Origin of the sequence: Cryobacterium glucosi, from assembly GCF_004402235.1 — a bacterium.
Classification (GTDB): domain Bacteria; phylum Actinomycetota; class Actinomycetes; order Actinomycetales; family Microbacteriaceae; genus Cryobacterium; species Cryobacterium glucosi.
The window spans coordinates 34,236-57,423 of the sequence record NZ_SOFS01000038.1 but is presented as its reverse complement, the minus strand read 5'-3'; the positions used below and the strand labels follow the sequence as shown (position 1 = coordinate 57,423).

Genomic DNA, 23,188 nt, shown 5'->3' with positions numbered 1-23,188 from the left:
ATTCACGGTCACCGTGCCGGTTGGGGGCTGAGTGCGGTCAGTGCCGCCAGCTTCTCCTGTCCGATGGGCTCCGCCGGCAGGAGGGCGACGATGGCCATTCGATCCGCGAGGAGACGCACCCGGTCGATCTGTTCGACCTCGCTCGAAGCGCGTGCTCGAAGGAACGGTGACGCCGGGCGGGCCGCGGCCAGGGAGGCGTTGACGACCCAGGCCCACGGGTGGATGCCGGCACGTTCGAGGTCGTCCTGCAGACCTTCGGCCTCGAGCACCGGGGTCGTCTCCGCGAGGGTAACCAGAATGACCTTGGTCAGGGCCGGGTCCTGCAGACGCATCAATGGTGTCGTGAACGGAAGCGAGTCGCCGATCTGCCGCGCCATTTCGCGGTGATAGGAACCGGTCGCATCCAGCAGGAGGAGCGTGTGCCCGGTCGGGGCGGTGTCGACGACGACGAATTTCCGGCGCGACTCATGGACGACCCGGGAGAACTGCTGGAAGACGGCGACTTCCTCGGTGCAGGGGGAGAGGAGGTCCTCGGCCAGTGCCGCGCGACCCTCCGCGTCCAGGGCCGTGCCCTTGGTGGCCATCACGTGGTCGCGATACGTCTGCACGGCCAGGGCCGGGTCGATACGGGACACCGCGAGCCCGGGCACGCTGCCGTGCAGGGTCTCGGTGAGGTGAGCGGCGGGGTCGGTGGTGGTGAGGTGCACGGCGTGGCCGCGTTCGGCGAGTGCGACCGCGATGGCCGCGGCGATCGTGGTCTTGCCCACCCCGCCCTTCCCCATGCAGAGCACCAGGCCGTGGTCGTCCCGTTCGATCGCATCCACGAGGGCCGCGAGCGGGGCGTCGGGGAGGGGTTCCCCGGCCTCAACGATCTCGTCGGATTCGCCCGTCCCGGCGCTCGCCGAGAAGAGAGACTGCAGCGCCGGGATGCCGACCATGTTGGCGGCCTTGAGCTCGAGCACGTCCAGCGGGAGGCGGGAGAGGGCGGCGGGCATGGCGGCCAGCGCGGCTCCCTCGCGGGCGCGGACGGCCCGGGTGAGGTCCTCGTCGCCGGCGGCAGCGGGCAGCAGTCCGTTGACGACGACGAAACCGCCGCCGATGCCGATCTGATTCAGCTCGAGGTAGGTGCGTTCGATTTCGGCCAGCGAGGATGCCTGCGCCCGGGCGACGAGGACCAGTCGCGTACGCGCCGGGTCGGTCAGCGCGGCGACAGCGGCGGCGTACATCGAACGGTGCTTGTCGAGCCCCGAGAGCGGGCCGAGGCAGGACGGGTCGCCTTTGCCGGCCTCGAGAAAGTCGGTCCAGGAGCCCGGCAGCTGCAGCAGGCGGATGGTGTGCCCGGTCGGTGCCGTGTCGAAGACGATGTGGTCGTACTGCCCGAAGACGGCTTCGTCGGCGAGCAGGCCGGTGAATTCGTCGAAGGACGCGATCTCGGTCGTGCAGGAACCGGACAGGCCCTCGATGATGCCAGCGAGTTCGTCCTCCGGAAGCAGGCCGCGCACGGGCGCGACGATGCGCTCCCGGTAGGCCGCTGCGGCCTGTTCCGGGTCGATCTCGAGGGCGGAGAGGCCGGGCACACTCGCGAGGGGAGTGACCGTGTTGCCGATCGTCAGGCCGAATACCTGGCCGACGTTGGAGGCGGGGTCGGTGCTGACCAGCAGCACCTTCCTGCCCCGGCCGGCGAGGTCGAGGGCGGTGGCGCAGGCGACCGAGGTCTTTCCGACGCCGCCCTTGCCGGTGAAGAACAGGAAGCGGGGTGGGTCCTCAAGGAATCGCATCGGGGCGGCTTAGCAGCAGCCGGAGGCGCCGCCGCAGCATCCGCCCGATTTTGCGGTGAGGCCCAGCTCGGACCGGGCCGGCTCGACCTGCGACGCGACCGTCGACGCGACCTTCGACGCGACGTTGGACGAGTCACCGAGGCCGGCGAAGCCGAGCAGTTCGTCGCGGCTCGGATAGGTGCCGGTCGCGACGGTGACGCCGTCGACGACGGTCAGGGGGAGGCCCTTCGAGCCCACGGTGTGCATGAAGCCGCGGACCGTCTCGTCGGTGGTGAAGGCGGTCGGGTCGGTGGCGAGGTTGTGGCGTTCGATGTCGGCGCCCAGGTCCTTGAGCCGGCGCACGTCGGCGGTCACGGTGACCAGGGATGCGTCGGTGTCGGTTCCGCAGACCCCGGACTCGCAACACAGGGCCGGCTCGTAGATTCGAATGGCAGCCATCTCGTACTCCTCAATTCACTATATCGACATTCATCGATACCCCCAGTATGACCCTCTATATCGACAAGTGTCAATACGCGACTATGCTGGGCCCATGTCGATCACCTCCCTGCTCCCCATCGCCTCGCGTGGCGCGTGCTGCGCGCCGCTGACGCGCGCGACGCTCGCCGCGGCGGATGCCGTTGACCTCGCGCGCTCGCTCAAGGCCCTCGCGGACCCGACCCGGCTGCGCCTGATCTCGATCGTGGCCGCATCCGAAGGTCAGGAAGCCTGCGCCTGCGACCTGACGGCACCGGTCGGGCTGAGCCAGCCCACTGTGTCCCACCACCTCAAAGTCCTGACCGACGCCGGATTCCTCAGCCGCACCCAGCGCGGCAACTGGGCCCATTTTGCGCTCGTACCCGGCGCGCTCGACTCGGTCGCGCGGCTGCTGACCAGCGCATGACCTCGCAGCGATCATCCGAAGGAAGGAACCACCCATGACTGAAAAGACAGACATCACCGAGCTCGTCCGCGAACGCTACGCCGCCGCGGCGCTGCAGCTCACCGACGTGTCGGCTGCATCCGGCTCGTGCTGCGTTCCCACCGACCTCGGGAACGGCGACGTCTTCGGATCGGTCCTCTATACGGGCGGGGAGGGGTCCGAAGTGCCCGAGGAAGCGCTGCTGGCGAGCCTCGGCTGCGGCAACCCCACGGCGGTCGCCGACCTGCGCGCCGGCGAAACCGTGCTCGACCTCGGCTCCGGAGGCGGCATCGACGTGCTCCTCTCCGCGCGGCGGGTCGGCCCCACCGGTTTTGCATACGGCCTCGACATGACCGACGAGATGCTGTCCCTCGCCCGGGCCAACGCGGACAAGGCCGGCGCCACGAACGTCGAATTCATCAAGGGCCGGATCGAGGAGATCCCGCTGCCCGACGCATCCGTCGACGTCATCATCTCCAATTGTGTGATCAACCTCTCCGCCGACAAGACCGCCGTCATCACGGAGATGTTCCGGGTCCTCAAGCCCAGCGGGCGGCTCGGGATCTCCGACGTCGTCGCGGAGGACCACCTCAGCGAGCAGGACCGCATCGAGCGCGGCAGCTACGCCGGCTGTATCGCCGGCGCGCTCTCCCCCCGGGAATACCTAGACACCCTGGCCGGGGCGGGATTCACCGGGATCAGCGTCGACTACACCCACGAGGTCGCCCCCGACATGCACAGCGCCATCGTCAAGGCGGTCAAGCCCACCGTCTAGCCGCGTGTGGCGCGGGCCGGGAGGCGCCCGGGCGTACACTGTCGGGCATGAATGCCGTGGATTTTTCCGAGGTTGAGCGCAAATACGACGTCGACGCGGCATCCGTTCTCCCGCCGCTGCATGAGCTCCCCGGCGTGACCTGGGTGGATGCCCCTGTCGACCAGTCGCTCGACGCCGTCTACTTCGACACGGCCGACCTCACCCTTGCCGCGCACCGGATCACACTGCGGCGCCGCACCGGCGGGGACGACGCCGGCTGGCACCTCAAGCTCCCGTCCGGCGTCGACGGTCGCGGCCCCGACGAACGCCGCGAGGTGCACGAACCCCTCGGCAGCGACCCCGAGCTCGTGCCGGCCGGCCTCCAGCAGCGGGTTCGCGTCCTCGTGCGCGACCGGGTGCTCGTGCCCGTCGTGCGGCTCCGCAACCACCGGATCGTGCACGTGCTGCGCGGGGACAACGGCGCCGTGCTCGCCGAGGTCTGCGACGACAGTGTCCTGGCCGACCGCCTCGGTGTCGACCCGCTCCGCCAGGAATGGCGGGAATGGGAGATCGAACTCGTCGACGGCGCCCCCGAGCTGCTCGACGCCGTCGCGGAGGCCTTCGCCGCCGGGGGAGTCCGTCGCGCAGGCTACCCCTCGAAGCTCGGCCGTGCCCTCGGCGACCGCATTCCCGCAGCCCCGCCGGCCCCACCGGCGACGCCGACCCGGTCGAGTACGACGGGGGCCCTGCTGCTCGCCTACCTCGACGCCCAGATGCGGGTACTCGTCCACCAGGACCCGCTCGTGAGGCGCGACGACGCCGAAGCCGTGCACCAGATGCGGGTCGCGACCCGGCGGATGCGCTCGGTGCTGGCCACCTATCGCGACCTGCTTCCGAACGGGCTGGCCAACACCCTCGGGGACGAACTCCAGTGGATCGCCCGTGTGCTCGGCGCCGCCCGCGACAACGAGGTCCTGCACCACAACCTCGCCAGGTCGCTCTCGTCCGAGCCGGCGAAGCTCGTGGTCGGGCACGTCAGGAAGCGCCTGGACGCGCACTTCGCGGCCGACCTCGCCACGGCGCAGCAGGCGGCGGATGTCGTGCTCGACAGCCCACGCTACTTCCGGCTGCTCGACGCACTCGACGCCCTCATCGCGGAGCCGCCGTTCACCGCGCTCGCGAAGAAGTCGGCCAAGTCGGTGGTACCTGGTCTCGTCAAGCGTGATGGCGCCCGACTGCGCAAGGCCGTTCGCGACGCTCGCACCGTGCCGCAGGGCCCCGATCACGACGCAGCCCTGCACGAGGTGCGCAAGATCGCCAAGCGCCTGCGGTATACGACGGAGTCTGCGCTCATCCTGAGTCCGAAACGTGCGGCCAGGCTTGTGGCCGCCGCCCGACTGGTCCAGGACATCCTCGGCGAGCACCACGACAGCGTCGTCGCCCGCGGGGTGCTGCTCACCCTCGGCATGCGCGCCTTCATCGACAACGAGAACTCGTTCACGTACGGCCGCCTCCACGCGACCGAACAGTTCCGGGGTGCGCACCTCGAGAGCCGGTTCCGGTCGGCGTGGAAAAGCTTCCCCAAGTCCGTGCTCTGACGCCGTCGACCCCGGTCAGGGCTCCGCCGCGATTCTTGCGGTGCGCGCGAGCTCAGTCGAAGTCGAGGCTGAGCTTGCGCAGCAGGGAGGCGAGGCGTTCGCGTTCGCTGGCCGTGAGCGTCGCGAGCAGCTCGGCCTCGGCGTCGACGAGGCGGGTGATCGCGGCATCGACCCGGATCAGCCCGTCGGGGTTCATCACGACGAAGATGCCGCGGCCGTCGTTGGGGTCGGTGCGCCGGGTGACGAGGCCGCGCTCGACGAGCCGGTCGATCCGGTTCGTCATGGTTCCGCTCGACACGAGCGTCTGTTGCAGCAGCGCCTTGGGGCTGAGTTCGTACGGTGCGCCCTCGCGGCGGAGCGCCGACAGCACGTCGAACTCCCACGACTCCAGTTCGGAGCGGGAGAACGCGGTGCGCCTGGCCCGGTCAAGGTGCTTGGCGAGGCGACCGACCCGGCTGAGCACCTGCAACGGGGCGAAATCGAGGTCCGGCCGCTCGCGCAGCCAGGCATCCACGATGCGGTCTACTTCGTCATTGCCGGGCATCGTCCTATTATCCGGCCAGCCGGGGCATCCGCCTGCACAGCACGGGTCATCGGTACGCCCGGCTGCGCGCCGCAGCCGATACTTCTGGCAGACTTATCAGCGTTGGTCGGCTCCGGCCGGCGAATTCCGCCGTGGTGTAATGGCAGCACGACAGCCTTTGGAGCTGTTAGGTCCAGGTTCGAGTCCTGGCGGCGGAGCCGTAGATCATTACCAGTGCTGCATTCCAGTGGCGCCCGCACCCGGTCTTCCCGGCCGGCAACACAGAAGCACGAGGACCCCGTGACCGATTCCCGTCTCGCCATCGTCGTCCTGGCCGCAGGCCAGGGCACCCGGATGAAATCCGCGACTCCCAAGCTGTTGCACCCCCTCGCCGGGCTGCCCATCCTCAGCCACGTGCTCGCGACGGCATCCGCGTTGAACGCCGCGCACGTCGTGACCGTCGTGCGCCACGAACGCGACCGGCTCGTCGACATCGTCGAGGCCGACCTGCCCGAGAGCATCGTCGTCGACCAGGACGAGGTCCCGGGAACCGGCCGGGCCGTCGAGCAGGCCATCGAGGCCCTGCCCGCCGACTTCGAGGGCGACGTGCTCGTCGTCAGCGGCGACGTTCCCCTCCTGAACGCGGCGACCCTCGCGAGCTTCATCACCGCGCACCGCGAACGCGCCGTCGCGGCGACCGTGCTGTCCGCCTTCCCCGACGACTCCACCGGCTACGGCCGCATCGTGCGCGACGAAGCCGGAGCCTTCGACCGCATCGTGGAACAGAAGGACGCCAGCCCCGAGGAACGCCTGATCACGGAGACGAACGCCGGCGTCTACGTCTTCGGCATCACCGAACTGCGTGCGCAGCTCGCCCGCATCACGACCGAGAACGTCCAGGGCGAGAAGTACCTCACCGACGTGATCGGCCTGCTCCGCGAGTCCGGCTCCGATGTGCGCGCCGTTCCGGTAGCGGATGCCTGGCTCGTGGCCGGCATCAACGACCGGGCCCAGCTCGCCGAGTCCGCCCGGCAGCTCAATGCGCTCATCGTGCGCGGCTGGCAGCTCGCCGGCGTGACCGTGCAGGACCCTGCGACGACCTGGATCGACCTCGCCGTCACGATCGCGCCCGACGTCACGATCAAGCCGGGCACCCAGATCCTCGGGGCGACGGTCATCGAGACCGGCGCCGTCGTCGGACCGGACACGACCCTCGTGGACTGCGAGATCGGCGCGAACGCCGAGGTGAAGCGCACGGACGCGACCCTCGCGGTGATCGGTGCCGGCGCATCCGTCGGCCCGTTCTCGTACCTGCGGCCCGGCACGATTCTCGGCGCGGACGGCAAGATCGGCACCTTCGTCGAGACCAAGAACGCCGTCATCGGCGAGGGCAGCAAGGTGCCGCACCTGAGCTACGTCGGCGACGCGACGGTCGGTGTGCACTCCAACATCGGGGCGGGGACGATCTTCGCGAACTACAACGGTGTGACGAAATCGCCGAGCGTCGTGGGGTCGCATGTGCGCACCGGGTCGCACAACGTCTTCGTCGCGCCCGTTAGGATTGGGGACGGGGCTTACACCGGTGCCGGTACCATCGTCCGCAAGGACGTGCCGGCCGGAGCTTTGGCTCTCACCGTGGCCCCACAACGCAATATGGACGGCTGGGTTCAGACCAACCGCCCGGGAACCGACGCGGCGGAAGCCGCGGCTAAGAGCGGAGACTAGGTGCCTGGAATCAATGCCAGCGGCGAGAAACGACTTGTATTGGTTTCGGGGCGAGCACACCCGCAACTGGCACTGGACATCGCCAAGGAGCTCGGTACCGAACTCGTGCACACCGACGCACGTACCTTCGCGAACGGCGAGATCTACGCCCGTTTCGACGAGAGCGTGCGCGGCAGCGACACCTTTGTGATCCAGTCGCACACCAACCCGATCAATGAATGGCTGATGGAACAGCTCATCATGGTCGACGCGCTCAAGCGGGCCTCCGCCAAGCGCATCACGGTTGTTGCGCCGTTCTACCCTTACGCCCGCCAGGACAAGAAGGGCCGCGGCCGCGAGCCGGTATCGGCCCGCCTCGTCGCCGACCTGTTCAAGGTCGCCGGCGCCGACCGCATTATGTCGATCGACCTGCACGCCGCCCAGATCCAGGGCTTCTTCGACGGCCCCGTCGACCACCTCTTCGCGATGCCGGTGCTGCTCGAGCACTTCCAGGAGAAGCTCGACCCCGCAACGCTGACCGTGGTGTCGCCCGACATGGGCCGCGTCCGCGTCGCCGACATCTGGAGCGACAAGCTCGGCGCCCCCCTGGCGATCATCCACAAGCGCCGTGACCCGCTGGTGCCGAACCGCGTCTCCGTGCACGAGATCGTCGGCCAGGTCTCCGGTCGCGTCTGCCTGCTTGTCGACGACATGATCGACACCGGACGCACCATCGTCCTCGCCGCCGAGGCACTGCGTGCCGCCGGAGCGATCGGCGTCGTCGTCGCCGCGACCCACGCCGTGTTCAGCCACCCCGCGCTCGAGCTGCTGCAGAACCCGGCGATCACCGAGGTCGTCGTCACCGACACCCTGCCGATCCCCCCGGAGAAGCGCTTCCCGACCCTGACCGTTCTGCCGATCGCCCCGCTTCTGGCCCGCGCGATCCACGAGGTCTTCGACGAGGGATCCGTCACGTCGATGTTCGAGGGCGCCGCGTAACCCACGCTGCCCCGACCGACGGATGCCCCGCTCACCCGAGCGGGGCATCCGTCGTTAACCGCCGCGACACCCTGTGGGGCGCGCACGGGCAGCGGATGCCTAGGCCGGCACGACCGGTGGGCCGAACCCCGGCGCGCGGGGGATCAGGCCGAGCGAGATCACCCAGGTCTCCCGCTCGTGCACGTCGATCGCGTAACACTGCCAGCCGAACCCGCCGGGCCCGGCCAGGTCGAAGCGCGCGGTGGACCCCTCCGCGAGCGGGTAGTAGTGAGCGACCGCAACGGAGCACCCGTTCGTGGCGGTGACGGATGCGATCTGCATCGACGTGAGGATCCCCGGCACGATCAGCGCCACGAGCCCGAGTACGACGGCGAGGCGCATCACCAGCAGCATCCGCCTGCTGCGCAGCGGCCGCGCGCTGTCGTGCGGCTCATACCCGGCGAGCTCGGGGTGCTCGTGCTGCTCGCTACCGTCGTCGTCGTTCATCGTGGGGTCCAGTATCGCAAATTGCGCTCCCATTCTCCGCGAGAGCGTAAAAAGTGCCCCTTCCCGCAGCGGGAAGGGGCACTTTTTACGCTCTCGCGGAGAGAGGTGGATGCCGCGACTAGTGGGTCGAGGCCTCCGTGGCGATTTCGGTGCGGTCGCCCGACCACAGGGTGTGGAACACGCCGGGCTTGTCGACGCGCTTGTAGGTGTGCGCTCCGAAGAAGTCGCGCTGGCCCTGCACGAGGGCGGCGGGCAGGCGTTCCGCGGCGAGCGAGTCGAAGTAGCTCAGCGCCGAGGCGAAGCCGGGAACCGGGATGCCGGAGAGCGCAGCGGTCGAGACGACGCGACGCCAGGCCGACTCGCCGGCGGCGACGGCCGCGGCGAAGAACGGGTCGACGAGCAGCGTCGGGATCGACGGGTCGTTCGCGTAGGCATCCACGATGCGGTTCAGGAACTGGGCGCGGATGATGCAGCCGCCGCGCCAGATCGTGGCGACGGCACCCTTGTCGATGCTCCAGTTGTACTTGGCGGCACCGGCGATGATCTCGTCGAAGCCCTGCGCGTACGCGACGACCTTCGACGCGTAGAGCGCCTGGCGCACGTCGTCGACGAAGGTGTGGCCGACGACGGCGATCTCGGGGCGGGCGCTGATCGAGGCGCGCACCGGTCCGCGCTGCTCGGGGTGGCTCGACACGGCGCGTGCGAACACGGCCTCCGCGATTCCGGCGACGGGCACGCCGAGGTCGAGCGCGTTCTGCACGGTCCAGACGCCGGTTCCCTTGGAGCCGGCCTCGTCGAGGACGATATCGATGAACGGCAGTCCGGTCTCGGCGTCGACCTGGCGGAGCACCTCGGCGGTGATCTCGATCAGGTAGCTCTCGAGGTCGCCCTTGTTCCACTCGGTGAACACGTCGGCGATGGCGGCGGGGGAGTGGCCGGTCACATGACGGAGCAGGTCGTACGCCTCGGCGATGAGCTGCATGTCGGCGTATTCGATGCCGTTGTGCACCATCTTGACGAAGTGGCCTGCGCCGTCGGTGCCGATGTGGGTGACGCACGGCACGCCGTCGACGACGGCGGCGATCGACTCGAGGATCGGGCCGAGGGTCTCGTAGGCGAGCGCGGAGCCGCCGGGCATGATGCTCGGGCCCTTGAGCGCGCCCTCTTCGCCGCCGGAGATGCCGGCGCCGACGAAGTTGATGCCGGTCGCGCTGATCGCCTTTTCGCGGCGGATGGTGTCGTGGAAGTCCGCGTTGCCGCCGTCGACGATGATGTCGCCGGGCTCGAACAGCTCGGCGAGCTGGCTGATGACCGCGTCCGTGCCCTTTCCGGCCTGGACCATGATGATGGCGGTGCGCGGGCGGCTCAGCGACGCGACGAAGTCCTCGATGGTCTCCGAGGCGACGAAGCCGGCCTCGGGGTGTTCCGTCATGAGGGTCTGGGTGCGCACGTACGAGCGGTTGTAGACCGCGACGGTGTTCCCCTCCCGGCTGGCGAGGTTGCGGGCGAGATTCGAGCCCATCACCGCCAGTCCGACGACGCCAATATTTGCCTGTGCTGTACCGGTTTCGGTCACGTTCGCTCCTTCAAAATGGTTGGTCTAGAACCATGTTCAAGGTTAGTCGGTCGGGCTGGGCACCTGCCCGACGGGGGCGGGCGGATGCTGGTGCGCGGTTCCCGCACACTCCGCTAGACTTAGCAGTTGAACTTCGGCGAGGGCTGCCAGGCGTGTCACGCACGCTCGGCATCCGTTATCGACGCGGCGAAATGCTTCACGGCCTTTCCTCACGCGACACGCGTTCGAGTTGAACCAGCACCCATACGCGCGGCCATCGGCTGCGCAACTGATCTGGGCCGTAGCGGCCTGACAAGGAGACACATCATGGCTGAGGCCAAGGACAAAAAGGTCATCGACAACAAGATCGATGCCGACCTGCGTACCAAGTTCGGCAAGGGTGCGGCCCGCAAGCTGCGCGTGCTCGGCAAGATTCCGGCCGTCATCTACGGCCACGGCACCGACCCGGTGCACGTTGCACTTCCGTCCCACCAGATCGGCCTGATCCTGCGTCGCGCCAACGCGGTGCTCGAGCTCGAGGTCAACGGCGAGACCCACCTGACCCTCGTCAAGGACGTCCAGAAGGACCCGGTCCGTCAGATCATCGAACACCTCGACCTCATCGTCATCCGCAAGGGTGAAAAGGTCCAGGTTGACGTCGCCGTGCACCTGACCGGTGAGATCATCGCCGGAAACGTCATCGACCTGGACATCAAGAGCCTGCTGCTCGAGGTCGAAGCGACCAACATCCCGCAGAACATCGTTGTCAACGTCGATGGCCTCGACGAGGGTGCCCAGATCAAGGCCGGCGAGATCGTCCTTCCCGACGGTGCCGTGCTCATCTCCGATGCAGACGCCGTCGTCATCAGCGTGCACCTGCCCGAGGCCGAGGAAGAGGAAGAGGCCGTTGCCGACGCCGACGCCGAGGCCGTTGTCGAGGAAGCCCCCGCCGAGTAGCATTCGCTTCACGCTTTCTGCCTGATCTCGTCGAACAAGGAGGATTTCCCTGGACGAGAATCTCTGGCTCGTAGTCGGGCTCGGTAACCCCGGGCCCGACTACGCCGGAAACCGCCACAACGTCGGCCACATGGTGACCGCCGTGCTCGCCGACCGACTGTCGGCGAATTTCAAGACCCACAAGACCAACTCGACGGTTGCTTCCGGGCGCAGTTTCCCCGGGGGCCCCGGGCTCGTGCTCGCGACGCCGAACACCTATATGAACGTGTCCGGCGGACCGGTGGCCGCCCTGCTGCGGTTCTACTCGCTCGAACCGGATCGCCTGATCGTCGTGCACGACGAGCTCGACCTGCCATTCGACACGCTCAAGATCAAGGTCGGCGGCGGTCACGGGGGCCACAACGGGCTCCGCGACATCATCGCGGCCATCGGCACGAAGGACTTCGTGCGTATCCGCCTCGGCCTGGGCCGCCCGCCCGGTCGCCAGGCGCCGGCCGACTTCGTGTTGCACGACTTCTCCAAGGTCGAGCGCGAGACCCTGCCGAACCTGCTCGAAGACGCAGCGGATGCGATCCAGCTGATCGCGGCGGAGGGCGTCACCGTCGCCCAGCAGAAGTTCCACGCGCCCTGACCCGCCCGCGACAGTGACCGTCCGCGACAGTGACCGTCCCGACCGCGAGAATCGCCGTTCCGGTCGAGAGTCACCGGTGTGGCGGCGACTGTCGACCGGAAAGGCGACTGTCGGCGGTGCTGCGTAGAATTGCCGGGTGACCCTCCACGGCGTAATTGCCACACTTTCGCGCGCCTCCACGTTCGACCGAGCCCTCGCGTGCGCGGGCCGCGACGCCGACTTCTCGCTCACCGAAGGCCTCAGGGCTCCCGTGCTCGCCGCGCTCCTCGAACAGCGCGCCCGGCTCGGCAAGGCCCCGGCCCTGCTGGTCATCACCGCCACCGGGCGTGAGTCCGAATACCTGCACGACAACCTCGACTGCTTCACCGAAGACGCCGAGATCATCGGTTTCCCGGCCTGGGAGACGCTCCCGCACGAGCGGCTGAGCCCGAGTGCCGAGATCGTCGGCAAGCGGCTCTTCGCACTGCGGCGGATGCGCGAGTGGGAGGAGATCGACCCGGCCCTTCGCCGCCCGCTCATCGTGATCGCATCCGTGCGCGCAGCCCTGCAGCCCGTCGCGGACAACCTCACCGACTTCGCGCCCATCGTGCTCACGGCCGGCGCCCGCGGCAACGACCTGGGCGCGCTCGCCGTGCAGCTCGTCGAACTCGCGTACACCCGCGTCGACATGGTGACCCGCCGCGGCGAGTTCGCCGTGCGCGGCGGCATCCTCGACGTGTTCCCCTCGATCGCCCCGCATCCGTCCCGCGTCGAGTTCTTCGGCGACGAGGTCGAACAGATCCGCGCCTTCTCCGTCGCCGACCAGCGCTCCCTGCCAGAACCGGTCGCCTCGGTGAGTCTGCCGCCGAGCCGCGAGCTGCTGCTGAGCCCCGCCGTGCGGCAGCGCGCCCGCGAGATGCAGCACGAGTTCCCCAGCCTCGCCGGCCTCCTCGCGAAGATCGCGGAGGGTATCCCTGTCGAGGGCATGGAGAGCCTCGCGCCCGCCCTCGTCGACCGGCTCGTGCCGATCACGCACTACCTCCCCGCCGAAGCCGCCGTCGCCGTGGTCTCGCCCGAACGCGTCGCCAGCAGGGCGATCAGCCTCGCCGAGACGAACCGCGAGTTCCTCGGGGCGGCCTGGAGCGCAGCGACCGCGGGTGCAGACGCCCCGATCGACCTCGAGTCCGGCGACTTCCTCACCCTCGGCCGGCTGCGCGACTCGGTCACGCACACCGCTCCCGGCGCGCCGGCCTCCGCGCACGTCTGGTGGACTTTCAGTTCCTTCCAGGCCGCCCCGACGGATGCCCCGGTCCTGCCAGAGCACCGCGAAATCGACGACCTCCTCACCCTCAGGGTCGAGGGCGAGGCGGTCCCCAGTTTCCAGGGCAGCGTCGAGGGCGCCATCGGGCACCTCAGCAGCCGGATGAAGGACGGCTGGACGGTCGGCGTGCTCGCCCAGGGTGCCGGGCTCGTCGAACGAGCCGCCGCGGTGCTCGCCGAGCACGAACTCCCCGCCCGGATCGTGACCGAATGGCCGTCAGAACCGGAACCCGGCATCGCGTACCTGCTGAAGGCATCCGTCGACCACGGTTTCGAGCTCGCCGAGACGAAGCTCACCCTCGTCAGCGAGTCCGAGTTCTACGGCCGCACGGTCGGCTACGACGCCCGCCAGGTGAAGAAGCTCGCGAGCCGGCGCAAGAACGTCGTCGACCCGCTGCAGCTCAAGACCGGCGACCACGTCGTGCACCAGACCCACGGCATCGGCCGGTTCGTCGAACTGACCCAGCGCGAGGTGTCGAGCGGCGGCCGCAACCCGGTCAAGACCAAGCGCGAGTACCTCGTGCTCGAGTACGCGCCGTCCAAGCGCGGGCACCCCGGCGACAAGCTCTTCGTGCCCACCGACCAGCTCGACCTCGTCAGCCGGTACATCGGCGGTGAGGCGCCCGCGCTCAGCAAGATGGGCGGCAGCGACTGGTCGAGCGCGAAGTCGAAGGCCCGGCACGCGGTGCGGGACATCGCCGTCGAGCTCGTCAAGCTCTACTCGGCACGGATGGCGAGCAAGGGCCATGCCTTCGGGCCCGACACGCCCTGGCAGCGCGAGCTCGAGGAGGCGTTCCCGTTCGCGGAGACCCCCGACCAGCTCACGACGATCGACGAGGTCAAGGCCGACATGGAACGGCCCATCCCGATGGACCGGCTCCTCTCCGGCGACGTCGGCTTCGGCAAGACCGAGGTCGCCGTGCGCGCAGCATTCAAGGCGATCCAGGACGGCAAGCAGGTCGCGATCCTGGTGCCGACGACCCTGCTGGTGCGCCAGCACATGGAGACCTTCCAGGAGCGATTCGCCGGGTTCCCCGTGCACATCCGCGCCCTGAGCCGGTTCCAGACCGAGAAGGAATCCCGGGAGACCGTCGCCGGCATCCTCGACGGCACGGTCGACCTGGTGATCGGCACCCACCGGCTCCTGACCGGGTCGATCATCTTCAAGGACCTCGGCCTCGTCATCATCGATGAGGAGCAGCGGTTCGGCGTCGAGCACAAGGACGCCCTCAAGAAGCTCAAGACCAACGTCGACATTCTCGCCATGAGCGCGACGCCGATCCCGCGCACCCTCGAGATGGCGGTCACGGGCATCCGCGAGATGTCGACCCTCGCGACCCCGCCGGAGGACCGGCACCCGATCCTCACGTTCGTCGGGCCGTACTCCGACCGGCAGGTCGCCGCGGCCATCCGGCGCGAGCTGCTCCGCGAAGGCCAGATCTTCGTCGTGCACAACCGGGTGTCGAGCATCAACAGGATCGCCGCTCACATCGCCGAACTCGTACCGGAGGCCCGGATCGCCGTCGCACACGGGCAGCTGCCCGAGGCGCAGCTCGAACAGGTCGTCGTCGACTTCTGGGAGCGCAAGTTCGACGTGCTCGTCTCGACGACGATCATCGAGACCGGCCTCGACATCGCCAACGCGAACACCATCATCATCGACAGGGCGGACAAGTTCGGGCTGAGCCAGCTGCACCAGCTGCGCGGCCGGGTCGGCCGCGGCCGGGAGCGCGCGTACGCATACTTCCTCTACGACGAGAACAAGCCGCTCACCGAGATCGCCCACGACCGGCTCTCCACGATCGCCGCGAACAACGAGCTCGGCGCCGGCATGCAGGTCGCCCTGAAAGACCTCGAGATCCGCGGGGCGGGCAACCTGCTCGGCGGCGAACAGGCCGGGCACATCGCCGGGGTCGGTTTCGACCTCTACCTGCGGATGATCGGCGAGGCGGTGAGCGCCTTCCGCGGCGACGTCGCAGAGGGCCAGACCGAGCTCCGGCTCGAGCTGCCCGTCGACGCGCACATCCCCGAGGACTACGTCGACAGCGAGCGCCTCCGCCTCGAGGCCTACCAGAAGCTCTCCGCGGCGAGCTCGCCGACCGCGGCCAGGGACCAGATCGACCTCGTGCTCGAGGAACTCACCGACCGCTACGGCGAACCCCCGCAACCGGTGCAGAACCTGATCCTGGTCTCCCGGCTGCGCTGGCTCTCCCAGCAGGCCGGCCTGAGCGAGGTCGTCGCGATGGGCTCCAACCTGCGGGTCGCCTCTGCCGACCTCGCCGACTCGATGCAGGTGCGCCTGAAGCGGATGTACCCCGGCTCGCGGTACACCGTCGCAACCGGGGCCATCATGGTGCCGATGCCGCGGATCAACGACGAACCGCTCGGCGACGCCGCCCTGATCGCCTGGGCCGGCTCCCTGCTCGCCGCGATCTTCCCCCGTCCCGTCGAGGAGCCCGCTGCGCCGGGTGCCGCACCCAAGGCCGCACCGACGACCACGCAGCACCCCAACCCCAGGAGGAAGTCGTGACCGACGCCAACCCGATCGACGCCCCGATCGACCCGCGGACCGATACCCCGATCGACGTCCTCGTCCGGACGGTCGCGCGGCTGCGCGCTCCCGGCGGCTGCCCCTGGGACATGGAGCAGACCCACGCCTCCCTCGTGCCCTACCTGCTCGAGGAAAGCCACGAGCTGGTCGAGGCGATCGAGGCCGGTGGCCGCGAGGAACTCCTCGAGGAACTCGGCGACGTGCTCTACCAGGTCCTCTTCCATGCCGACCTCGCCGCGCACACCGCCGGCGAGGACTTCGACCTGCAGGATGTCGCCGCGAGCCTCACCCGGAAACTCGAGGGCCGGCATCCGCACGTCTTCGGAGACCTCGACCTCGCGACCGCCGACGACGTCGCCGCGGCCTGGGACGGTTTCAAGGCCACCGAGAAGCCCGGCCGCACGAGCGTGCTCGACGGCATCCCGCAGGGCATGCCCGCTCTCGCCCTCGCTGACAAGGTGCTCGGGCGCGCCCAGAAGATCGGGCTGCTCGATGCGGACGGCGCCGACTTCCCGCTCCCGCTCGAGAGCGAGGACGAGCTCGGCCCCCTGCTGCTCGCAATCGTCTCCGCGGCGAAGGCTCGCGGCCTCGACTCCGAACGCGCCCTGCGCACCGCCGTGCGTGGGCTCCAGGACGAGATCCGTTCCGCTGAGCTCGACAGCGCGGGGCTCGACGGTGCAGCGGATGCCGCGACCGACTTCTCGGATGCCGGCATCATCGGCCTCCCCGCCGACAACGACTGACCGCCACCGGGCCGGGCCGCCCGGCCCGACCTGAGACAATGGATTCCATGGCAACACAGGTGACCCCGCCGCGCGGCATGCGCGACTTCCTCCCCGCTGAGAAGGCCGGTCGCGAGCACGCGCTCGGCGTGATCCGGCGCAGTTTCGCCGCGCACGGCTTCGACGAGATCGAGACCCCGGTCATGGAAGACTCCGCCCGGCTGCACTCCGGCCTCGGCGGCGACAACGAGAAGCTCGGCTTCGCGGTGCTCAAGCGCGGCCTCGCCCCTGCCGACGCCCTCGCCGCCGCGGAGTCCGGCGACCTGCTCGGCCTCGCCGACCTCGGCCTCCGCTTCGACCTCACCGTCCCGCTCGCCCGGTTCTACGCGACGCACCGCGCCGCCCTGCCCACGGTGTTCCGGGCGATCCAGATCGCCCCGGTCTGGCGGGCCGAACGCCCGCAGAAGGGCCGGTACCGCCAGTTCGTGCAGTGCGACATCGACATCATCGGCGAGGCGGGCCCGCTCGCCGAGATCGAACTCATCACGGCGACGATGGCCGCCCTCGACGCCCTCGGCCTCACCGGCTGCTCGGTGCGCATCAACGACCGCCGCATCCTCACCGCCCTGCTCGCGTACTGGCAGGTCCCTGCGGATCTGTTCGAGCGGGCCCTGATCACGATCGACAAGCTCGACAAGATCGGCGTCGACGGCGTCGTCACCGAACTCGACGGCCTCGGCATCCCCACCGACGGCATCGCGGAGACCCTCCGCTCGATCGCCTCCGCCGGCTGGGACCTGCTCGGCTCGGCCGGCGAGCCCGATGCGTCCGCAGCACCCGCCTGGCTCGACCCGGTCGCATACGCCGACCTGCTCGCCCTCCGCGACGCGCTCCCCGGCGCCGACCTCGTCTTCGACCCGACGCTCGTGCGCGGCATGGGCTACTACACCGGCACGATCTTCGAGATCGCGCACCCCGATCTCGGCTACTCGCTCGGCGGCGGCGGCCGGTACGACGGCATGATCGGCCGATTCCTCGGCGTCGACGTTCCCGCGTGCGGCTTCTCGATCGGCTTCGAACGCATCGTCGACCTGCTCGGCGGCACCGGCGCATCCGCCGAGAACGCCGTTGTGCTCATTCACGAGAAGGACGCGGCTCCCGGCCGCCTCGTCGCCCTGAAGACCGCACTCGTCGCCGAGGGCCTGCGGGTGCGGCTCGAGCACCGCACCAAGAACCTCAAGGCCCTGCTCGGTCGCGCCGCCGAGGCGGGCTATGGGCGGTACGCCTTCGTCACCGATGAAACAGCGGATGCCGCGACGCTCGACTTCCGCCCGCTCGCGGGCTGATTCCCGCGCTCGGAGCCTCCGTCGCTAGACTGTTACATGATTGGAACACAGTGTCGTCTTCCTGCACGTTCCCCCCATACCAACACCCCACCCATTAGGAAATAACAGGAAACAGGAGATAGCTGTGGCTCTCATTGAGGCAGTAGTAGCGCGCGAGATTCTCGACTCCAGAGGCAACCCGACCGTCGAGGTCGAGGTATTGCTTGATGACGGCTCCGTAAGCCGTGCCGCCGTTCCGTCGGGCGCATCCACCGGTGCGTTCGAAGCTTATGAACTTCACGACGGCGACAAGTCGCGTTACCTCGGCAAGGGCGTCCTCAAGGCCGTCGACGCCGTTATCGACGAGCTCGGCCCGGCAGTCGAGGACCTCGACGCCACCGACCAGCGCATCGTCGACGCCGTACTTATCGAAACCGACGGCACCGAGAACAAGCACCGCGTCGGCGCCAACGCCATCCTCGGCGTGAGCCTGGCCGTCGCCAAGGCCGCAGCCACCTCGGCCGGCCTGCCCCTGTTCCGCTACCTCGGTGGCCCGAACGCGCACACCCTTCCGGTCCCGATGATGAACATCATCAACGGTGGCTCGCACGCCGACAACGACGTGGACATCCAGGAATTCATGGTTGTCCCGCTCGGTGCCGAGTCCTTCGCCGAGGGCCTCCGCTGGGGCACCGAGACGTACCACGCCCTGAAGGCCCTGCTCAAGTCGAAGGGCCTCTCCACCGGCCTCGGCGACGAGGGTGGATTCGCTCCGAACCTCCCGAGCAACCGTGCGGCACTCGACCTCATCGTCGAAGCCATCACCAACGCCGGCTACACGCCCGGCAAGGACATCGGCCTGGCACTCGACTGCGCCGCGTCCGAGTTCTACAAGGACGGCGTCTACCACTTCGAGGGCAAGGAACTCTCTGCCCAGGAGCTGTCCGCGTACTACGTCGACCTCGTCAAGTCCTACCCGCTCGTGTCGATCGAAGACCCGCTCGAGGAAGACGACTGGGACGGCTACGTGCACCTCACCGCCGAAATCGGCGGCCTCGTGCAGATCGTCGGAGACGACCTGTTCGTGACCAACCCGGAGCGTCTTGCCAAGGGCCTGGCCCTCGGCACGGCCAACTCCATCCTCGTCAAGGTCAACCAGATCGGTACCCTCACCGAGACGCTCGACGCCGTTGCCCTCGCGCAGCGCGCCGGCTACACGACCGTCATCTCGCACCGCTCCGGTGAGACCGAAGACACCTTCATCGCCGACCTCGCGGTCGCGACGGATGCCGGCCAGATCAAGACCGGAGCGCCTGCCCGCTCCGAGCGCGTTGCCAAGTACAATCAGCTGCTGAGGATCGAAGAAGAGCTGGGCGAGGCCGCCGTGTACGCGGGCCGCTCTGCCTTCCCCCGTTTCAAGGCCTAGTTTCGACTGGAGCTCTCGAAGCGCGGGGTGAATCCCGCGCTTCGAGAGCTCTGTTTTTTATCCGGTGAGAACCGGCGAGGATCCGGCGAAAGGAGTTGCCATGGCCGCGAAACGCACTGAACGGCAGCCCGTCGCGCTCGGCCTCGACGAGACCCCGATGAGTGGCTGGCTTCGCGGCCTGCGCCTGTCCGGGTTCTCGCTCATGATGATGGGCATCCTCATCCTCGCGGTCGTCGTGCTCGCCCCCGGCCTCCGCACCTACGGTGAGCAGCAGCAGGAAATCAGCCGGCTCACCGCCGACGTGTCTGCCCAGCAGACCACCGTCGACCAGCTCAAGACCGAGCGGGAGCGCTGGAACGACCGCACCTACGTCACGACCCAGGCCCGCGCCCGGCTGTCCTATGTGCTGCCGGGCGACGTGAGCTTCCTCGTTATCAACGACCTGCCGCTGCCGGCCGCCGCTGCCGCCGCGCCCGCCGCGACCACGGCCATCCAGAACACCGACATCGATTGGGTATCGTCCATGTTCGCTTCCGTCATGACCGCCGGCCTCGCCCCCCAGGCCACCCAGTGACCCGGCCGCCGTTCGCGCCCGTCACCGCCGACGACCTGAAGATCGTCAGCGCACAGCTCGGCCGCCCGGCCCGCGACGCCGTCGGCATCGCGGCGCGCTGCGTGTGCGGTGCTCCCACCGTCGTCGCCACCGCACCCCGGCTGAGCGACGGCACGCCGTTCCCCACTCTCTACTACCTGACCCACCCGGCCGCGACCGCTGCGCTCTCCTTCCTCGAGGCGACCCAGGTGATGAACGAGTTCAACCAGCTGCTCGCCGACGATGAGGCCGTCCACGACCAGTACCGCCGCGCCCACGCGGGATTCCTCGCCGATCGCGCCATGCTCGGCGACGTACCCGAGATCGCCGGCATCTCCTCGGGCGGCATGCCCGACCGGGTCAAGTGTCTGCACGCCCTCGCCGCACACTCGCTCGCCGCAGGCCCGGGCGTCAACCCGATCGGTGACCTCGCGCTCGCGCGGGCAGCCTGGACCCCGGCCGTCTGCGAGTGCCTCGACTATTCCGCGGCGGACGCGTGACCCGTTCCCTGCTGCAGCGGCGCCTCGGCGCCGCGCTCGCGGTGGCGCTGACCATTGTTCTGGGAGGCGCCTCCGTCGTCGGCGACGCGGCACCCGCGCACGCCGACCAGGTGCGCGACCTCGAGTACTGGCTCAACGATTACGGTTTCACGCAGGCCTGGGCGACGACCAAGGGCGCCGGCGTGACGGTCGCCGTGATCGACACCGGGGTGAGCACGAGCGTCCCCGAACTCGCCGGCGCCGTCGTCGGTGGCACGGATGTCTCGGGCCTGGGCTCGAGTAACGGCCAGACCCCCGTGGGGGACGGCAGCGAGCACGGCACCCTGGTCGCCTCCCTGATGGCCGGCCGCGGTTCCGCGGACGGGACAGGAGTCATCGGCGTGGCACCCGAGGCGTCCATTCTCGCGGTGTCGGTCGCGTTCGGGAGCAGCGGCGCAAAGCTCAGCAACGACGACCAGATCGCGGCAGGCATCCGCTGGGCCGTCGACCACGGCGCCGACGTGATCAACATGTCGCTGACCCGGAACACCCTGGACTGGCCGTCGAGCTGGGACGACGCCTTCCTGTACGCGTTCCAGCATGACGTCGTCGTCGTGGCCGCGGCCGGAAACCGGGGGAGCGGCACCACGGAGGTCGGCGCCCCGGCGACGATCCCCGGCGTGCTCACCGTCGGGGGCGTCGACCGCAACAAGACCGCGAGCTTCGACGCCTCCTCACAGGGCATCACGATCGCCGTCGCCGCCCCGAGCGAACAACTCGTCGGCGTGGTGCCGAACGGCGGGTACGTGCAGTGGAGCGGCACGAGCGCCTCCGCCCCGATCGTCTCCGGCCTCGTCGCCCTCGTGCGCGCCGCCTACCCGAAGCTCAACGCCGCCGAGGTGATGAACCGGGTGATCGCGACCGCCAACCCGAACGGCCACGTCGTCCCCAGCCCCGTCTACGGCAACGGCCTGATCGACGCGGCCGCCGCGGTCACCGCGTCCGTGGCGCCCTCGACGTCTCCGACGCCGACGGCCCTGCTCCAGGACTGGATTCACCTGCATCGGCGCATCGACACCGTCCCGACAGCCGCGCCGACGGCCGCACCCGTTGCCCGCGCCGTGCCGAGCAGCGACCCGCCGCTGCCGACCGACACCGCCGCGAGTCCCTGGCTGCCGACCGAGCTGACCCTGACCTATATCACCGTTCCGCTTCTCGTTCTGTTGGGGTTTGCTATCCTAGTAACGCTGTTCGGCATAGGTGCTCTTCGGCGGCTCAAGCGAAATCGATCGAATCGGTAAGTTTTCGCATATTCCATCATGTAGGAGGACCCTTATCGTGCCAAAAATTCTCATTGTCGGTGGCGGCTACGCGGGCTTCTACACCGCCTGGAAGCTTGAGAAGTGGCTGCGAAAAGGCGAGGCCGAGGTCACCATGGTCGACCCCCTCCCGTACATGACCTACCAGCCCTTCCTCCCCGAGGTTGCCGCCGGCTCGATCGAAGCCCGCCACGCCGTGGTCGCGCACCGTCGCCACCTCTCGAAGACGAACGTCGTCACCGCGAAGGTCACCCACATCGACCACGCGTCGAAGACCGCGACGATCACCCCGCCGGTCGGCGAGCCGTATGAGTTCAACTACGACATCGTCGTCGTCACCGCAGGAGCCGTCTCGCGCACCTTCCCGATCCCCGGGGTCGCCGACCAGGCGCTCGGACTCAAGACCATCGAGGAAGCCGTCGCCATCCGCGACACCGTGCTCACCAACTTCGACAAGGCCTCCCTGCTCCCCGCCGGACCCGAGCGCGACCGCCTGCTCACCTTCGTCGTCATCGGCGGCGGCTTCGCCGGCATCGAGGTCTTCGCCGAACTGCGCTCGTTCGCGACCTCGCTGCTCAAGTCCTACCCGCAGATCGGGTTCGACGACATCCAGTTCCACCTCGTCGAGGCGATGGGCCGGATCATGCCAGAGGTGTCCGTGCCGACGAGCCTCTGGGTCATCGACAACCTCGACAAGCGCGGTGCGAAGATCCACCTCAACACCCAGCTGACGAGCGCCGTCGACGGTGTCGTCGAGCTCTCCACCGGCGAGAAGTTCGAGACCGACCTGATCGTCTGGACTGCTGGCGTGATGGCGAACCCCGGCATCGTGCGTCACACCGACCTCCCCATCGAGGAGCGCGGCCGCCTGCAGGTGCGCCCCGACCTCCGCGTCGGCACCGCAGACGAGATCATCGAAGACGCCTGGGGCGCCGGCGACATCACCGCCGTCCCCGACCTCAGTGGCGGGGGAGTGGGCGGCTTCTGCGTTCCCAACGCCCAGCACGCCGTGCGTCAGGGCAAGCTCATGGCCAAGAACATCGTCGCCGTCCTCCGCGGCGAGGGCCCCAAGGACTACATCCACAAGAACCTGGGCGCCGTCGCCGGTCTCGGTGTCGGACAGGGTGTCTTCCAGTCCGGCAAACTGGCCATCAAGGGCCCGCTGGCCTGGATCGCGCACCGCGGCTACCACGGCCTCGCCATGCCGAGCTGGGAGCGCAAGCTGCGCGTCGTCTGGGGCTGGGTGAACAACTTCTTCCTCGGTCGCGACATCGTGTCCCTCGCCGCCGTCGAGACCCCGCGCGCCGTGTTCGTCGAGTTCGCCTCCCGCCCGAAGCCCGCCGCGGGTGCCGCGGCGCCGGCGAAGGCCGCATCCGCTGCGGTCACGCCCCCGGCACCGGTCACCGTGCCGGCAGCGGCTGCCGCGGCAGCCCCCGCCGCCAAGGTCACGGCGCCCCGCGCGCCGCGCAAGACGCCGGTCAAGGCTCCCGCCGCCGCACCGGCGATCGTGGCAGCGGATGCCGCGACCGAGGCGACCACGCCCGTCAAGTAAGCGGCTGCTCCGGCAGCACCTACGCTTGAAGCGTCGG

At 69.0% G+C, this 23,188-nt stretch carries 20 protein-coding genes and 1 tRNA gene; 16 read left to right on the top strand and 5 right to left on the bottom strand.

What is annotated here, in order from left to right; all coding sequences use genetic code 11:
• Window positions 1–8: 8 nt before the first annotated feature.
• Both arsA and arsD read right to left on the bottom strand, forming a co-directional pair.
• Window positions 9–1,778 carry an arsenical pump-driving ATPase gene (arsA, locus tag E3O46_RS15480; protein WP_134558194.1) on the bottom strand — a complete coding sequence of 590 codons (1,770 nt, stop codon included), beginning with the start codon at window positions 1,776–1,778 and terminating at the stop codon, window positions 9–11.
• 9 nt (window positions 1,779–1,787) lie between these two features.
• Entirely contained in the window at window positions 1,788–2,216 is a 429-nt protein-coding gene (arsD, locus tag E3O46_RS15475; RefSeq protein WP_134448243.1) for an arsenite efflux transporter metallochaperone ArsD, read from the bottom strand.
• Between the two features lie 94 nt (window positions 2,217–2,310).
• Here arsD and E3O46_RS15470 point away from each other — a divergent pair, with 94 nt between their 5' ends.
• From E3O46_RS15470 to E3O46_RS15460, 3 genes are read left to right on the top strand one after another with little or no spacing between them, the layout of a single operon-like run.
• On the top strand, window positions 2,311–2,661 hold the full coding sequence (locus E3O46_RS15470; protein WP_134562020.1) for an ArsR/SmtB family transcription factor: 351 nt from the start codon (window positions 2,311–2,313) through the stop codon (window positions 2,659–2,661).
• A gap of 34 nt (window positions 2,662–2,695) precedes the next feature.
• Window positions 2,696–3,454 carry an arsenite methyltransferase gene (arsM, locus tag E3O46_RS15465; protein ID WP_134562019.1) on the top strand — a complete coding sequence of 253 codons (759 nt, stop codon included), beginning with the start codon at window positions 2,696–2,698 and terminating at the stop codon, window positions 3,452–3,454.
• Window positions 3,455–3,501: 47 nt separating this feature from the next.
• On the top strand, window positions 3,502–5,031 hold the full coding sequence (locus tag E3O46_RS15460) for a CYTH and CHAD domain-containing protein (protein WP_134562018.1): 1,530 nt from the start codon (window positions 3,502–3,504) through the stop codon (window positions 5,029–5,031).
• Between the two features lie 52 nt (window positions 5,032–5,083).
• Here E3O46_RS15460 and E3O46_RS15455 read toward each other — a convergent pair whose 3' ends face one another.
• Window positions 5,084–5,575: a MarR family winged helix-turn-helix transcriptional regulator gene (locus E3O46_RS15455; protein WP_134448251.1), complete on the bottom strand. Its 492-nt coding sequence runs from the start codon at window positions 5,573–5,575 to the stop codon at window positions 5,084–5,086.
• Between the two features lie 125 nt (window positions 5,576–5,700).
• Here E3O46_RS15455 and E3O46_RS15450 point away from each other — a divergent pair.
• From E3O46_RS15450 to E3O46_RS18455, 3 genes are all read left to right on the top strand, one after another.
• A tRNA-Gln gene (locus tag E3O46_RS15450) sits at window positions 5,701–5,772 on the top strand.
• 82 nt (window positions 5,773–5,854) lie between these two features.
• Window positions 5,855–7,279: a bifunctional UDP-N-acetylglucosamine diphosphorylase/glucosamine-1-phosphate N-acetyltransferase GlmU gene (glmU, locus tag E3O46_RS18460; protein WP_134448253.1), complete on the top strand. Its 1,425-nt coding sequence runs from the start codon at window positions 5,855–5,857 to the stop codon at window positions 7,277–7,279.
• Window positions 7,280–8,257, top strand: coding sequence for a ribose-phosphate diphosphokinase (locus E3O46_RS18455; protein WP_134448255.1), 978 nt, complete (start codon window positions 7,280–7,282; stop codon window positions 8,255–8,257).
• A 99-nt stretch (window positions 8,258–8,356) separates the two neighbouring features.
• Here E3O46_RS18455 and E3O46_RS15440 read toward each other — a convergent pair whose 3' ends face one another.
• Window positions 8,357–8,743, bottom strand: a complete 387-nt coding sequence (locus E3O46_RS15440) for a hypothetical protein (protein ID WP_134448257.1) — start codon at window positions 8,741–8,743, stop codon at window positions 8,357–8,359.
• A gap of 118 nt (window positions 8,744–8,861) precedes the next feature.
• Complete coding sequence (gndA, locus tag E3O46_RS15435) at window positions 8,862–10,265, bottom strand: NADP-dependent phosphogluconate dehydrogenase (protein WP_241975212.1); 1,404 nt, start codon at window positions 10,263–10,265, stop codon at window positions 8,862–8,864.
• A gap of 360 nt (window positions 10,266–10,625) precedes the next feature.
• Between gndA and E3O46_RS15430 the strand changes: the two genes are divergently transcribed.
• From E3O46_RS15430 to E3O46_RS15385, 10 genes are all read left to right on the top strand, one after another.
• Window positions 10,626–11,255: a 50S ribosomal protein L25/general stress protein Ctc gene (locus tag E3O46_RS15430; protein ID WP_134448261.1), complete on the top strand. Its 630-nt coding sequence runs from the start codon at window positions 10,626–10,628 to the stop codon at window positions 11,253–11,255.
• Between the two features lie 49 nt (window positions 11,256–11,304).
• Window positions 11,305–11,886, top strand: coding sequence for an aminoacyl-tRNA hydrolase (gene pth / locus E3O46_RS15425; protein WP_134448262.1), 582 nt, complete (start codon window positions 11,305–11,307; stop codon window positions 11,884–11,886).
• A 136-nt stretch (window positions 11,887–12,022) separates the two neighbouring features.
• On the top strand, window positions 12,023–15,715 hold the full coding sequence (gene mfd, locus E3O46_RS15420) for a transcription-repair coupling factor (protein ID WP_134562017.1): 3,693 nt from the start codon (window positions 12,023–12,025) through the stop codon (window positions 15,713–15,715).
• Window positions 15,712–16,479, top strand: a complete 768-nt coding sequence (locus E3O46_RS15415) for a nucleoside triphosphate pyrophosphohydrolase (RefSeq protein WP_241987442.1) — start codon at window positions 15,712–15,714, stop codon at window positions 16,477–16,479. The genes mfd and E3O46_RS15415 overlap by 4 nt, the downstream gene beginning before the upstream one ends.
• A gap of 47 nt (window positions 16,480–16,526) precedes the next feature.
• A complete protein-coding gene (hisS, locus tag E3O46_RS15410; RefSeq protein WP_134448266.1) occupies window positions 16,527–17,804 on the top strand; it encodes a histidine--tRNA ligase in 1,278 nt (425 codons plus the stop codon).
• 124 nt (window positions 17,805–17,928) lie between these two features.
• A complete protein-coding gene (gene eno, locus E3O46_RS15405; protein ID WP_134448268.1) occupies window positions 17,929–19,209 on the top strand; it encodes a phosphopyruvate hydratase in 1,281 nt (426 codons plus the stop codon).
• 100 nt (window positions 19,210–19,309) lie between these two features.
• Window positions 19,310–19,783, top strand: coding sequence for an FtsB family cell division protein (locus E3O46_RS15400; protein WP_134448270.1), 474 nt, complete (start codon window positions 19,310–19,312; stop codon window positions 19,781–19,783).
• Window positions 19,780–20,301 (top strand): DUF501 domain-containing protein, encoded by a 522-nt coding sequence (locus tag E3O46_RS15395; protein ID WP_134448272.1) that lies wholly within the window; start codon window positions 19,780–19,782, stop codon window positions 20,299–20,301. The genes E3O46_RS15400 and E3O46_RS15395 overlap by 4 nt, the downstream gene beginning before the upstream one ends.
• Window positions 20,298–21,581 carry a S8 family peptidase gene (locus E3O46_RS15390; RefSeq protein WP_241975209.1) on the top strand — a complete coding sequence of 428 codons (1,284 nt, stop codon included), beginning with the start codon at window positions 20,298–20,300 and terminating at the stop codon, window positions 21,579–21,581. Before E3O46_RS15395 ends, E3O46_RS15390 begins: the two co-directional genes overlap by 4 nt.
• A gap of 37 nt (window positions 21,582–21,618) precedes the next feature.
• The gene (locus E3O46_RS15385; protein ID WP_134448274.1) at window positions 21,619–23,151 is read left to right on the top strand and encodes an NAD(P)/FAD-dependent oxidoreductase; all 1,533 of its coding nucleotides are present in this window, start codon (window positions 21,619–21,621) and stop codon (window positions 23,149–23,151) included.
• The last annotated feature ends 37 nt before the right edge of the window (window positions 23,152–23,188 follow it).

What these genes read in the sequence shown, in the direction of transcription:
- E3O46_RS15400 (WP_134448270.1), top strand. Translation starts at nt 19,310, where the DNA reads ATGGCCGCGAAACGCACTGAACGGCAGCCCGTCGCGCTCGGCCTCGAC.
- E3O46_RS15460 (WP_134562018.1), top strand. Translation starts at nt 3,502, where the DNA reads ATGAATGCCGTGGATTTTTCCGAGGTTGAGCGCAAATACGACGTCGAC.
- E3O46_RS15440 (WP_134448257.1), bottom strand. Translation starts at nt 8,743, where the DNA reads ATGAACGACGACGACGGTAGCGAGCAGCACGAGCACCCCGAGCTCGCC.
- E3O46_RS15470 (WP_134562020.1), top strand. Translation starts at nt 2,311, where the DNA reads ATGTCGATCACCTCCCTGCTCCCCATCGCCTCGCGTGGCGCGTGCTGC.
- arsM (WP_134562019.1), top strand. Translation starts at nt 2,696, where the DNA reads ATGACTGAAAAGACAGACATCACCGAGCTCGTCCGCGAACGCTACGCC.
- gndA (WP_241975212.1), bottom strand. Translation starts at nt 10,265, where the DNA reads ATGGGCTCGAATCTCGCCCGCAACCTCGCCAGCCGGGAGGGGAACACC.
- hisS (WP_134448266.1), top strand. Translation starts at nt 16,527, where the DNA reads ATGGCAACACAGGTGACCCCGCCGCGCGGCATGCGCGACTTCCTCCCC.
- arsD (WP_134448243.1), bottom strand. Translation starts at nt 2,216, where the DNA reads ATGGCTGCCATTCGAATCTACGAGCCGGCCCTGTGTTGCGAGTCCGGG.
- E3O46_RS15430 (WP_134448261.1), top strand. Translation starts at nt 10,626, where the DNA reads ATGGCTGAGGCCAAGGACAAAAAGGTCATCGACAACAAGATCGATGCC.
- arsA (WP_134558194.1), bottom strand. Translation starts at nt 1,778, where the DNA reads ATGCGATTCCTTGAGGACCCACCCCGCTTCCTGTTCTTCACCGGCAAG.
- E3O46_RS15455 (WP_134448251.1), bottom strand. Translation starts at nt 5,575, where the DNA reads ATGCCCGGCAATGACGAAGTAGACCGCATCGTGGATGCCTGGCTGCGC.